Raw genomic sequence first — 12,666 nt, forward strand, 5'->3', positions numbered from 1 at the left:
TTTACCTCATTCGTATAATCACTATATTATATGTGCATATCTTTTCTCCAAGTTTCTCCATGAAATATACCCTAAGCATAATCCATAAAGAATTGAAACTACGACAAAAGCACTTACTCTTTCTTTAAAGCTTTCATTTTTTATAAAATCCGAAGTAAAATTACTATTTATAAATGGCACTAAAAATACCCATATTAGAAAAAAATATAAGCCATGGTAAAATAGCCCCATTTTTATAAGGTAAGATATTAATCCTTTGCTTTTAATTTTTTCCCATTTGGCTAAACGTCTTTCTTCTTTATTCATAGCCGTCCTCCTAGATCTTATTATTTATAATATAATAATTTATTTAAAATCTTATTTTTTCTTTTTCTTGTAATTCTATGATAATGATATATAATTATGTTAACATTTACAATAAAAGAGGTGTTTAAATGGACGAAAAAAGAAAATTTAATTTTTACCCTCGCTTTGAAATGTTAGAGGGCAAAAAAGGCATTACCGTTGAAAACAGCCATAAGCTGCTAAACCCAATTGTGAAAGAGCAAGATTTCAGTCTAGGAAATATGCAAATTGGAAACAGAAGTTACCATGTTTTTTACTTTAAAAACCGTAACTTTTCTGTTTACTATCATGGTGGTGGAACTGATTCATTATACTCTTCTGAATCTCTAGATGAGGTTTTAGACTACCTATATAGCCTAGATCCAAAGGATTTCACCTAAAATGTAATACTATTGCCCGCTTTTAGTTCCAGTGATTGTAATGTGCAAAGCACCTTACAAAACTGGAACTATTTTATTTACAACTATATTTTACCATAAATCTGTAAAGCTTTATAATATTGAATTGCAATATATTATTTATTATAAATATTTTGGTTTCCTAGGATAAATTTGCTATATTTTTCTTAATTAAGTGTAACATAATTTAAGTACTATCGTTTATTAAGTGAAAGGGGTGATTGACTTGTGAAAAATGATGAGCTGGAAGCTTTATACAAAAGATACTTTAATGAATTATTCATTTATGCCCTTTCTTTATGCAAGGATCATCACTTAGCCCAAGACCTAGTAAGTGAAACATTTTTTAAAGCATTATTGTCCATTGAATATAATGAACAGTATATTAAATATTGGCTATTTAGGGTATGCAAAAATTTATATCTAGATCACTTAAGAAAAAATAAGTATTTACAAGATTTAGAGTCACATCTAGACAAGCTGTTTGTAGAAGATGACTCATTAAATAAAATTATAATAAGTGAAGAGAAAAAAAGAATTTATTATGAAATTTTAAAATTGCAATCATCCTACAAAGAGGTAATTATCCTATATTACTATTGCGCTTTTCCCCTAAAAGAAATAGCCTCAATAACTGGAATTTCTCAAGGGGCAGCTAGAACCTTATTATTTAGAGCAAGGAAAAAATTAAAGGATTCATTAAAGGAGGATTATTCATGAATTTTAAAGATTTACTGGATAAATATAAAGCTGGTTCGGCTTCTTCTGAGGAAGCTAAGCTAGTGGAAGAAGAGCTGAATAAACATGAGGCCATACAGGATTATTTATCTGAAAACTATAATCTGGACTTTGAAAAAGACATCTTAGAAGAAAGTACTACTAAGGAAACCACCTTTGTTAAAAAAAGTGTAAATAAAAAATTACGTAAAGTAATATTGGCATCTGTGTCCATTGTATTTTTAATCATATTCATTATTTTTTGTGTAATTTCTCCTATAATAAATAATCTTTACTATGATCCCTCTAAGAAAACCGTTGGTAAAGAGCAGCAGGATTTGTATTTCGACTTAAAAGTTATTACTGAGTTAAATTATCCAGGATATCTATTAACAGGGCCTACAACCACAGAAAATCTTGGTTTTGGTACACACAATATATATTTTCAACGTAGAAATTTATTTACTAACGAAATAAAAGAAATCAGTACTAAGATAAAAAGAAATAATAAGATAGGACTATCTCAAGATTTCTTCCCGGGGGATTACTCAGGCTTTACTACTCTTAAATTCTCAAGTCAATCTAAAGGTCAATCTGCTGAGAGAGTAAGAGACAGGCTATTGAATAATATTAAAGAATTAAACCCTATTTCATATATTTCTGCTTATATAATTTTTGAAAAGGATTTATCTATGAATGAATTTTATGAGTTATCAAGAAAATATGAGGATAAAATAGCTTTTAAATGGGTAGCCGTACGTACAGGAAGCGAAACAGTCCGAGGTGGATACAAAGGGCAGCCCGCTCCTTCCATGTCCGGTTTTAATCCTAATGAAATTGGTGGTTCCTTTAGTGACGATAGGGCAGATGAAAATAAATATCCCTACTTACAAATGTCAGATTGGATGACAGATGGAAAAACTATTAAATCTGATTTTGCAGAATATTATACTAAACATTTTACTTCATTATTAAAATATATGGCTGATAGAGAAAAAGCAGTTACTGCATTAGATCACAATGATTCTAAATTCCAATACTATAAAGATTCCTTAAAGTATATAGAGGAAAATGGAGTAAAAACCTATGGTGTACTGGTTTATGCTGAAGCAAAGGATTTATTAGAATTTATAAATAATGAAAATTTAAAGTTTATACAAATTGATAACGTCATTCCTTTTAAAAAAACACCTTAATTAAAAATAAAAAATAAAATGGCTCCCCAACTAGGGAGCCATAATACTATTTCATTATTTTACATATATCGTTGGTAAATTCTACAGGGTCACTAACTGGTAGTCCTTCAATTAATAACGCTTGACTATATAATAAATTAGTGTACAAGTCTAATTTTTCTTTGTCATTTTCGTAAGCATTCTTTAAGGAGTTAAACACCTCATGATTAATGTTTATTTCTAGTATCTTATCTGCCTTTATGTTTTGGCTGTTTGGCATGGCATTTAATATTTTCTCCATTTCTATGGATATTTCACCATCATTGGAGAAGCATACTGGATGATGTTTTAATCTCTTAGAGGCTCTTACATCTTTAACTTTGTCCGCTAAGACCTTTTTCATATATTCAAAGATTTCTTTATTATCTTTTTCTTGTGCCTCTTCTTTGTCATTTTCTTTGGTGTCTTCTATACCTAGATCATTACTAGATACAGACCTAAATTCTTTTTCTTTATAATTCATTAGCATCTTAATGGTAAATTCGTCTATATCTTCAGTAAAGTATAATATCTCATATCCCTTTTCTGAAACTAATTCAGTTTGTGGAAGCTTTTCAATTCTTTCATTAGACTCTCCCACAGCATAATAAATATACTTTTGATCTTCAGGCATTCTAGAAATATATTCATCTAAAGTTACTAGCTTTTTCTCCTTAGATGAATAGAACATTAATAAATCCTGTAACATTTCTTTGTCAGTTCCGAAGTCATTATAAACACCATACTTTAGTTGTCTGCCAAAGGATTTATAGAACCCTTCATATTTATCTCTTTCATTCTTTAATAAGTTTAATAATTCACTTTTTATTTTGTTCTTAATATTTTTTGCAATAAGCTTAAGCTGCCTATCATGCTGAAGCATTTCTCTAGATATATTTAAAGATAAATCTTCAGAATCCACCATACCTTTTACAAAGCTAAAATAGTCTGGCAATAAGTCTGAACACTTATTCATAATAAGCACTCCATTAGAGTAAAGCTCTAACCCCTTTTCATATTCTCTTGTGTAATAATCAAAAGGTATATTTTCTGGTATAAATAGTATGGAATTATATCTTACAGCACCATCTGCAATAATATGAATATGTTTCACAGGTTTGTCATATCCATAATGTTTTTCAGAATAAAACTTCTCATAATCTTCTGCAGTTAGTTCGCTTTTATTTTTTCTCCATATTGGAACCATACTGTTTATGGTTTGTTCCTCAATGTAGCTTTCATATTCATCTTCTGTGCCTTCTTTTAACTTACTGTTAGTTATATTCATTTTAATAGGATATCTTATAAAATCGGAATATTTTTTAATAATTTCTCTTAATTTATATTCTTCTAAATATTCTTCATATTTTTCATCCTGTGTATTTTCTTTAATCTCTAGTATTATTTCAGTACCTACAGAATCTTTTTCCCAAGGTTCTATGGTATAACCCTCTGCTCCTTTAGATTCCCATTTATAAGCTTCATTACTGCCTAAAGCCTTGCTGATAACTGTAACCCTATCTGCTACCATGAAAGCAGCATAAAAACCAACACCAAATTGACCTATAATATCATAACCATCCTTAGCATCATTTTCTTTTTTAAAAGCTAAAGATCCACTTTTTGCAATAACTCCTAGGTTATTTTCTAACTCTTCTTTTGTCATACCAATACCGGTGTCAATAACCTTTAATACCTTATTCTCCTTATCTGAAACTATCTTTATGTAATAACTATCTTTATCAAAAGTAAGGTTCTCATCCGTTAAAGCTTTGTAGTAAATCTTATCAATGGCATCACTGGCATTGGATATAAGCTCTCTTAAAAATATTTCTCTGTGAGTGTAGATTGAATTAATCATTAGGTCCAGCAGTCTTTTAGATTCTGCCTTAAATTCTTTTGTTTCCATGTAATTCGCTCCCTTCATAATAAAAACCACGCATACATAACATAGGCGCAGTGGAAAATATTATAGTGTAGAATAAGCATTTACTAAGTTTAACACCTTAATAAGGTTATTCTCTTATTAGCACTCTATCCGATTGAGTGCTAACCACTAACTTTTATATATCATATTTTAAAAATAATGTCAATATTATTGGAAATTAATTAAATAAAAAATGGAGGATTGGTTACTGTTATCCAATCTTCCATTCCTCTTCTAATTAAACTCAATTATTACCTTTAAGCACCTAAATAAGCGTCTTTTATATTTTCGTCATTTAAAAGTTCTAGGGCATTTCCTTCTATTTCTACCACACCATTTTTTATTACATAAGCCCTATGGGCAATTTTAAGAGCCATAGAGGCATTTTGTTCCACTAATAATACAGTAGTTCCTTTTTCATTTATATCTTTGATTATGGAAAAAATCTGTTTTACTATTAAAGGTGCAAGTCCCATGGAAGGCTCATCTAAAAGAAGTAGCTTAGGTCTTGCCATCAAAGCCCTTCCTATCGCTAACATCTGCTGTTCTCCTCCAGATAAGGTTCCTGCCATTTGCTCCTTACGCTCCAATAACCTTGGAAAGATTTCAAATATTTTCTCATAATCTCTTTTAATCTCCAGTTTATCCTTTCGGGAATATGCACCTATTTCAAGATTCTCCATAACAGACATATTCTTAAAAATCCTTCTTCCTTCTGGAACATGAGCTACCCCTAAGCTTACTATTCTGTGGGTTTTTGCCTTTCCTAAGTCCTCCCCTTGAAACAGCACTTTTCCCTTTTTAGCCTTTAAGGTTCCTGATATGGTTTTTAAAGTAGTGGTCTTACCTGCTCCATTAGCTCCTATCAATGTAACAATTTCACCTTCACATACCTTTATATTTATTCCTTTCAGTGCATGTATACCTCCATAATATACATTTAAATCAACTACTTCTAGCATAGTTCTCCTTCACCCCCTAGATAAGCATTAATAACCTTTGGATTTTTCTTTATTTCTTCTGGTGTTCCTTCTGCAATAACCTCACCATAATCAAGCACAAAAATTTTACTGCATAAAGACATTACAAGTGACATATCATGTTCTATTAAAATAATAGTAATATCAAATTTATCCCTTATCCATTTTATTAAATGCATAAGCTCATTAGTTTCCTTAGGATTCATTCCTGCTGCAGGCTCATCAAGTAATAATATCTTAGGCTCTGAAGCTAGAGCTCGTGCTATTTCTAGTCTTCTTTGATCTCCATAAGGCAGATTTTTAGCCAATTCATCCTTCTTTTCTAGTAAATTAAATATATCTAAAAGCTCCAAAACCTTTTTTTCAAGTATTTCTTCTCCCTTATAATATCTATTAGTTCTAAAAAAAGAAGCTAAAAGTCCATACTTTATTTTATTATGATAACCTGCCTTTACATTTTCTGTTAAGGTCATATTGCCAAAAAGCCTTATATTTTGAAAGGTTCTAGCAACCCCTAGGTTCCCTATCTTATATGGCTTTAATTCTTTTGTGCTTTTTGCTCTTTGAAAGTTATATATTATATCTCCTTCGGTAGGTTTATATATCCCTGTAAGTAAATTGAAAAGGGTAGTTTTTCCTGCGCCATTGGGCCCAATAAGTCCTAAGATTTCTCCTGGAGCAATATCCATATTTACACCAGATACCGCCTTTATGCCTCCGAAAAATCTAGACACATTATTTAGTTGAAGCACTGACATTTTTACTTCCCCCTTTCTTAAATAACTTTAATTTGGTATTACCCAAAAGCCCTTGAGGCCTGTATACCATTATTACAAAAAGTATTAATGAGTAAATAACCATTCTAAGCTCTGGTATATCTTGAAGCAATAAAGATATTAATGATAATGCTATGGCTCCGGCAATAGACCCTAATATACTTCCCATACCTCCAAATACTACTATAACCAATATATCTATAGACTTCATAAAACCAAAAGCGTCTGGTCTTATAAAATAAAAGTAACCGGAATATAATGCCCCAGCTATACCGGCAAAAAAAGCTCCTACTCCAAAAGCTAAAACCTTATAAAAGGTAACATTAATTCCCATGGATTCCGCAGCTATTTCATCTTCTCTAATGGAAATACAAGCTCTTCCACTTTTAGAGTTAATAAAGTTGTTGATAAGTAAAATAGTTATGAAGGTCATGAAATAAAGCCATGTCCAATTTGTTTTTTGCGGTATATCATTAAAGCCGCTGGCACCACCTAAATATTCATTATTTAGCAATAAGATTCTTACTATTTCTCCAAAACCTAAAGTGGCTATGGCTAAATAATCTCCCTTAAGCCTTAAGGTAGGTATGCCTATAACTATTCCTGCTAAGGCCGCCAATACTGCTCCTAATAATATGGCCACTCCAAAAGGCAAATCAAATTTTGCTGTAGCCACCGCTGAAGTATATGCACCAATAGCCATAAAGGCAGCATGTCCCAAAGTAAATTGTCCTGTAAAACCAGTAACTAAATTTAGGCTCACCGCTAGTATTATGTTAATTCCTATAATTACTATATTAAGGACAATATAAGAATCCAGTACACCTGCTTCTATAAGTACCTGTCCTAATGCATATACTATAAGTACTAGGAAGGCTGTTATTATATTTTTTTTATTAAAGATTTTCATAGAATACCTCCCTATACCTTTTCCTTTGTATTTTTTCCTAATAAACCATTAGGTTTCACTAAGAGTATTAAAATTAAGATTGCAAAGGATACTCCGTCCTTATACAAAGAACCACCATATGCACTTACCATAGTTTCAGTCATCCCGAGAAAATATCCACCAAACATGGCTCCAGGTATAACCCCTATTCCTCCTATTACCGCTGCAATAAAAGCCTTAAGTCCAGGTAGTATTCCCATTAAAGGGTTAATGGAATTATAATATACACCTACCAATACTCCAGCAGCTCCTGCTAAAGCAGATCCTATGGCAAAAGTAAAAGATACGGTTTTATTAACGCTTATTCCCATATATTCCGCAGCATCTCTATCCATTGCTACCGCCCTCATAGCCTTACCTACTTTAGTTTTATAAATTATATATTGAAGCAGTAACATAAGAACTATGGTTATTAAAATTATATAAATATCAATTGAATTTAATATTAAAGAACCGCTAAATAGCTTTATACTTTTATTTTCTAGCACTTTTGGAAAAGTTCTTGTTTCTGCTTTTACAAAGTACATAGTGCCATACTCTAAAAATAATGAAACGCTTATAGCCGTAATTAAAGCAGCGATTCTTGTTGAATTTCTTATAGGCTTATAGGCTATTTTCTCCACAATAATTCCAATAATTGCGCATAGAAGCATGGTCATTATCAAAGAAGGCAAAAATCCCAAGTGTAAGTAAGTAGTCACTGCAAAGCCTATATATGCTCCAAGCATATATATATCTCCATGGGCAAAATTTATTAAGTTTATAATTCCATAAACCATAGTATATCCCAAGGCAATTAATGCATATATACTTCCTAAAGAAAGTCCATTAATAAGCTGTTGTAAAAATTGCTCCACTGTTTTCACTTCCTTTCAAATATTTTGTACAATGTACAATTTACATTTAGGTTCTGAAAAAACCATCTGTTTTTTCAAAAACTTTACGCTGATAATATAAATTGTACACTGTATTAAATAAAGTTATTAAAAATCTCAATTACAATATTTTACTGTGGAGACAACTTCTTTAGGAAAACTTGTTCTCCTTCTTTCATTTGAAGTATAGTAATAGCTTTTACCGGGTTGTGCTTTTCATCTATGGAAAGCTTACCTGTAATAGCTTTAAAATCTTTTGTAGCTTCTAAGGCTTTTTTAATTTTTTCAGGGTTTACCTCTCCGCTTCTCTTTATAGCATCGGCTAAGAAATAAGCTAGATCATAACCTAAGGCGTTGAAAGCATCAGGATCTTTTCCATATTTTTTGTTAAATGCTTCTTTAAATTTAACCACCTCCGGAGAATTATCTTTGGAGGAATAATGGTTAGTGTAGTAAACATCATTTAAAGCAGATTTTCCTGCCAGCTCGACAAGCTTTGGAGAATCGTATCCATCTCCTCCAAGTATAGGTACATTTAAGCCTAATTCTTTAGCTTGTTTTATAATTAATCCTACTTCTTCATAATATCCTGGTAAGAACAGTACTTCTGGATTTGTTCCTTTTATCTTAGTAAGAACAGCTTTAAAATCTGTTTCCTTTGCTTGATATGCCTGTTCTGTTACTATTGCTCCTCCTAATTTTGAGTAAGTTTCTTTAAAGTTTTTTGAAAGCCCTTTGCTGTAGTCACTAGTGCTGTCTACTAACACTGCTGCTTTTTTCTTTCCTAAATCTCCATAGGCAAAGTTAGCCATTATTACTCCTTGGAAAGAATCACTAAAACAAGTTTTAAACACATATTCTCTCACTTTGCCATTACTGTCTACAGTAACGTCATCTGCAGTGGCTGAAGCTGATATTAAAGGCACTTTGTTTTGCACCGCAATAGGCGCTGCAGCTTTGGTATTCCCTGAAGTAGCTGGACCTAATATAGCCACTACCTTATCTCTTGTGGTAAGCTTAGTAGCCACATTGGCAGACTCTGCATTATCGGATTTATTATCTGCTTTAACCACCTCTATTTTCTTGCCTAAAACTCCACCATTATTATTTATCTCTTCAAAGGCCAACTCAATTCCACTTACCAAACTTTGCCCATAAGTGGCTACTTGTCCAGATAATTCATAGTTAAGCCCTACTTTAATAGTATCGCCGCTACCAGATTTTGATTTTTGAGCACAGGCAGTTAATGAACCCACAGCAAACATTGCAGCTAAAAGCATGGATATTTTTTTCTTCATCTTCTTTCTCTCCTTAATAACAAATTAAAATTACACTTTACTAAAAAACTATTTTTTATAATACCTTCTTCCTCCGCTTGCGATATAATACCCAAGCCTATCGCCCCCTTTTCTTTTGTAAGAAAGCCCATTTTAGCCCCATTTTCAAAACAACTCTTCTTACAATTCACATGTTTGATTATAAAAACGCCTCTATAGGATTTTTACCCTATAGAGGCGTTTATAACGCTATACCACTCTACTTTACTAGAATATATAATTCCAGCCTTATTACAGGTTCTAACAAACCCTAGCCTTTAACGCAGAATTACGGTGCAAATTACTTAATTGGTTTGCACAACTCTGAAGTGATCATTGCTATCAAGTTAATAGGGTTCTCAGCTTTCCCCTTCTCTGTAATTAACTTTAAAATAGTTTTGTCTTCGTCATAATTGTTAACTTTTTTTAGTTTTAAACCCAAAATAGTTATTTTCCTGTTTATTAGTATATATTGAAAATAATTAATGATTTATTAAGAATAATAACAAGTTTATAATTATATGTCAACTATTTTTGAAAATATATATTAAATTAAAAACTATGTTTTTAAAAAATTATTATTTACTTAGAAATGTGTAGGTTTTAAAATAAAAAAAACTATGAGCTTACCTAAACTCATAGTTTAATCGTTATCTTGATATTATTTTGTATGCTATGGGATCAATACAAGCATCACTCAGTTATACCTTTATCACGCACTTTCTCTGCATTTATAAATAATCCCATGGCTGTTTTCATTTTCTTAAAATTCAATTTTTCATAAAAGGCTTCTTTACCTGGGGAGGCATATAATATAAAGTTGCATGTTGGAATACACTTAATTATATTATTCACTATTTCTTTCCCTATACCTTTACCGTGATATTCAGGCAATACTGCTACATCATAAATTACAGCTTGGTAAACTCCATCTGAAATAGCACGGCCAAAGCCAATTAGCTTATCCTCATGAAAAACAAATACCACAGTATGACTATTCTCAAAGGCTTTCTTATGAACTTCACCTGAAAAGTATGCCATCTCCCCTTTTTTCAATATTTCCGATACCAAATCCCAATTAATATTATTACAATTATATTGAATTTTTAAATCCATATTTATCTCCTTAAGATATCAATTATTATTTGTAGCTCTTCAATCCAGCTTAGAATCACTTGAGAATTATCTTTTAATTTTTTTACATCCTTCTCATAGCCTTGTAACAGTTTATACTGATGTTCATAGTATTTTTTTAGACAGATAAATAGATTTTTCTTTTTTCTTAAGGAATCAAATTCTCCTTGCTCCATGAGATTTTGTATAATTTCAATTTCACGTTTAAACTGATCTGCTGATAATTTTACTTCTTTCTTAAAATCTCTTAGAACCCATTGTCTTTCAAATATATTTCTTTCAAGCCACCCTTGATACTGTTCATTGTATATTTTAATCACATTTGTAATATGCAATTTTAAGGTTTCCTTACTATAATTTGAAGTATTATTGATTACTTCTTCTTTCTCCTGCCTTATGATCCCTGCATCCGTCAAGGCCTGTATTGAGCCTACTTCTTGTCCATTATACTTTTCTGCAAAAGCAATAGAAACTGCAAAACCTACGCCTGCATGTTCAGCATCTAACATATGTGATTCATTCATAAGATAAAATTCCTCGGTGGAAATATTCATTAAGGCAGCTACTTTTTCAATTCCTTGATGCGCTGTTTCTGTTTTTACAAGTCCTGGCGCTATGCAATAAGTATATATGTTTGTATTTTCAAGTTCACCAGCAAGAATATTACATAACTCAACTTGTGATGTTTTAAAGATTTCATATGCTCCCATATAGGGAGCTGCTCCAGAAGAAGATACAAATACAATTGTTCCTTCATTTTTATATTTCATATCAGGTAAAAACTTTTGAACCAATAATATGGGACCTCTTAAATTAACACCATAGCTTTTATCCCAGTCACTTATTTTAACCTTATGAACAGCGCCTAAAGATGTTATTGTAGCATTGTTGAAAATTACATCTAAAAACCCATATTTATTTTTTATAAAAGAATAGAGTTTATTAATTTGTTTCTCATCTTCAATGTTGATTTCATAGAACAATGCCCTATTCGTATTTAATTCTTCATTTATTGCTTTCTCAGCCTTAAACCCTTTATCCTTGTTAATTTCAGCAATGATTACATTTGCCCCAAGCCATACCAGAGCCCGAGCAGCCTCAAAACCAATTCCACCACCGGCACCAGTTAATAATACGGTTTTTCCTTTTAAACAATTTTTCCCGATCTTAGCTTTCTCTATTAGCATACTTATTACCTCTCACTATATAAATTTTGCTTAACTCACACTTTTCAACCATCGCATAATAAACAATAACTATACTTTAGTCTATTATTAGTGTAGTACTAGTTTTTTACAAATTTATTCTTATGCAAAATTTCATCTTAATTATTAAGTTTAGTGAAGATTAAAAGTAAGCTTAAAATAAACTCAATAGGCCTTTAACCATGGATACTTCTAAAATAATAGTTATAATGCATAAAAATATGAACATACCTAATTTAAATTCTGCTAATCTATCTTTAATGTATTCGCCTCTAAAGAGTGAGAATAGATCAGGAATAAACGAGTATTTGACAGACTCACTAAAATCATCTGCATCCTCAAAAAAGAAGTTGAAATAAATCTTGAATAAACGCAAATCAAGCCATACTAATAAAGGTATTATAACTATTAAAAGCCACATAATAATTCCCCCCATAAATATATTATTACTTTAGTTCCCCTTCACTTAGTAAATCAATATATTCCTTAGCTTCCTTTAATCCAATTCCAGTAACCATTCTGTATTTTTTTATTGCTTTAACTTTTTTCCCTTGGGAAATAAGATCTTTTAATTCACCATCTATATTTTGTATCGCAGTGTCAGTTACTCCAACTTGTTTAGCAATTTTATCTAAGGTTATATTTATTCGAGCCACATCGTTTCTTAACTGGCTAATAACGCTTGATAAACTTAATATTGCTCCCATTCCAAAAATAAGCCAAATAATTTTATAATCCATGTTAAAAATTCTCCTCTAACTGTTAATTTTGAAATCATTAGTTTTCTTTAAAATCACTCTCTAATAGTATATGATATATAAAGTTACTTC

Annotated in this window: 14 protein-coding genes; 3 read left to right on the plus strand and 11 right to left on the minus strand. The window is 31.1% G+C overall.

Annotated elements, in window-relative coordinates:
• Positions 1-21 precede the first annotated feature (21 nt).
• Positions 22-306, minus strand: coding sequence for a hypothetical protein (locus tag BUA82_RS09975; RefSeq protein WP_073007275.1), 285 nt, complete (start codon positions 304-306; stop codon positions 22-24).
• A gap of 128 nt (positions 307-434) precedes the next feature.
• Between BUA82_RS09975 and BUA82_RS09980 the strand changes: the two genes are divergently transcribed.
• The 3 genes from BUA82_RS09980 to BUA82_RS09990 all read left to right on the plus strand — a co-directional run bounded on the left by BUA82_RS09980 (position 435) and on the right by BUA82_RS09990 (position 2,656).
• A complete protein-coding gene (locus BUA82_RS09980) occupies positions 435-725 on the plus strand; it encodes a hypothetical protein (RefSeq protein WP_073007279.1) in 291 nt (96 codons plus the stop codon).
• Between the two features lie 246 nt (positions 726-971).
• A complete protein-coding gene (locus tag BUA82_RS09985) occupies positions 972-1,463 on the plus strand; it encodes an RNA polymerase sigma factor (RefSeq protein ID WP_073007283.1) in 492 nt (163 codons plus the stop codon).
• Positions 1,460-2,656 (plus strand): anti sigma factor C-terminal domain-containing protein, encoded by a 1,197-nt coding sequence (locus BUA82_RS09990; protein WP_073007287.1) that lies wholly within the window; start codon positions 1,460-1,462, stop codon positions 2,654-2,656. Before BUA82_RS09985 ends, BUA82_RS09990 begins: the two co-directional genes overlap by 4 nt.
• 46 nt (positions 2,657-2,702) lie before the next feature.
• On the opposite strand, the gene htpG is transcribed toward BUA82_RS09990, so the two are convergent.
• The 10 genes from htpG to BUA82_RS10040 form a co-directional block, all read right to left on the minus strand.
• Positions 2,703-4,583 carry a molecular chaperone HtpG gene (gene htpG, locus BUA82_RS09995; RefSeq protein WP_073007290.1) on the minus strand — a complete coding sequence of 627 codons (1,881 nt, stop codon included), beginning with the start codon at positions 4,581-4,583 and terminating at the stop codon, positions 2,703-2,705.
• Between the two features lie 275 nt (positions 4,584-4,858).
• A complete protein-coding gene (locus BUA82_RS10000) occupies positions 4,859-5,563 on the minus strand; it encodes an ABC transporter ATP-binding protein (RefSeq protein ID WP_073007294.1) in 705 nt (234 codons plus the stop codon).
• Positions 5,557-6,339, minus strand: coding sequence for an ABC transporter ATP-binding protein (locus tag BUA82_RS10005; RefSeq protein ID WP_073007297.1), 783 nt, complete (start codon positions 6,337-6,339; stop codon positions 5,557-5,559). Before BUA82_RS10005 ends, BUA82_RS10000 begins: the two co-directional genes overlap by 7 nt.
• Positions 6,317-7,267, minus strand: coding sequence for a branched-chain amino acid ABC transporter permease (locus BUA82_RS10010; protein WP_073007300.1), 951 nt, complete (start codon positions 7,265-7,267; stop codon positions 6,317-6,319). The genes BUA82_RS10005 and BUA82_RS10010 overlap by 23 nt, the downstream gene beginning before the upstream one ends.
• An 11-nt stretch (positions 7,268-7,278) precedes the next feature.
• On the minus strand, positions 7,279-8,163 hold the full coding sequence (locus BUA82_RS10015; RefSeq protein ID WP_073007303.1) for a branched-chain amino acid ABC transporter permease: 885 nt from the start codon (positions 8,161-8,163) through the stop codon (positions 7,279-7,281).
• Between the two features lie 149 nt (positions 8,164-8,312).
• Positions 8,313-9,479, minus strand: a complete 1,167-nt coding sequence (locus tag BUA82_RS10020) for an ABC transporter substrate-binding protein (protein WP_083599886.1) — start codon at positions 9,477-9,479, stop codon at positions 8,313-8,315.
• A gap of 711 nt (positions 9,480-10,190) precedes the next feature.
• Positions 10,191-10,613, minus strand: coding sequence for a GNAT family N-acetyltransferase (locus BUA82_RS10025; protein WP_073007309.1), 423 nt, complete (start codon positions 10,611-10,613; stop codon positions 10,191-10,193).
• Positions 10,614-10,615: 2 nt separating this feature from the next.
• Positions 10,616-11,818 (minus strand): SDR family oxidoreductase, encoded by a 1,203-nt coding sequence (locus tag BUA82_RS10030; RefSeq protein WP_073007312.1) that lies wholly within the window; start codon positions 11,816-11,818, stop codon positions 10,616-10,618.
• A 172-nt stretch (positions 11,819-11,990) separates the two neighbouring features.
• On the minus strand, positions 11,991-12,257 hold the full coding sequence (locus BUA82_RS10035; RefSeq protein WP_073007315.1) for a hypothetical protein: 267 nt from the start codon (positions 12,255-12,257) through the stop codon (positions 11,991-11,993).
• Between the two features lie 25 nt (positions 12,258-12,282).
• Positions 12,283-12,576, minus strand: coding sequence for a ribosomal protein L7/L12 (locus BUA82_RS10040; RefSeq protein WP_073007318.1), 294 nt, complete (start codon positions 12,574-12,576; stop codon positions 12,283-12,285).
• Positions 12,577-12,666: the final 90 nt, after the last annotated feature.

This window comes from Clostridium amylolyticum (assembly GCF_900142075.1).
GTDB lineage: Bacteria > Bacillota > Clostridia > Clostridiales > Clostridiaceae > Clostridium_AA > Clostridium_AA amylolyticum.

Coding starts and splice junctions, on each gene's coding strand:
- BUA82_RS09975 (WP_073007275.1), bottom strand. CDS start 306: ATGAATAAAGAAGAAAGACGTTTAGCCAAATGGGAAAAAATTAAAAGC.
- BUA82_RS09980 (WP_073007279.1), top strand. CDS start 435: ATGGACGAAAAAAGAAAATTTAATTTTTACCCTCGCTTTGAAATGTTA.
- BUA82_RS09990 (WP_073007287.1), top strand. CDS start 1,460: ATGAATTTTAAAGATTTACTGGATAAATATAAAGCTGGTTCGGCTTCT.
- htpG (WP_073007290.1), bottom strand. CDS start 4,583: ATGGAAACAAAAGAATTTAAGGCAGAATCTAAAAGACTGCTGGACCTA.
- BUA82_RS10000 (WP_073007294.1), bottom strand. CDS start 5,563: ATGCTAGAAGTAGTTGATTTAAATGTATATTATGGAGGTATACATGCA.
- BUA82_RS10005 (WP_073007297.1), bottom strand. CDS start 6,339: ATGTCAGTGCTTCAACTAAATAATGTGTCTAGATTTTTCGGAGGCATA.
- BUA82_RS10010 (WP_073007300.1), bottom strand. CDS start 7,267: ATGAAAATCTTTAATAAAAAAAATATAATAACAGCCTTCCTAGTACTT.
- BUA82_RS10020 (WP_083599886.1), bottom strand. CDS start 9,479: ATGAAGAAAAAAATATCCATGCTTTTAGCTGCAATGTTTGCTGTGGGT.
- BUA82_RS10025 (WP_073007309.1), bottom strand. CDS start 10,613: ATGGATTTAAAAATTCAATATAATTGTAATAATATTAATTGGGATTTG.
- BUA82_RS10030 (WP_073007312.1), bottom strand. CDS start 11,818: ATGCTAATAGAGAAAGCTAAGATCGGGAAAAATTGTTTAAAAGGAAAA.
- BUA82_RS10035 (WP_073007315.1), bottom strand. CDS start 12,257: ATGTGGCTTTTAATAGTTATAATACCTTTATTAGTATGGCTTGATTTG.
- BUA82_RS10040 (WP_073007318.1), bottom strand. CDS start 12,576: ATGGATTATAAAATTATTTGGCTTATTTTTGGAATGGGAGCAATATTA.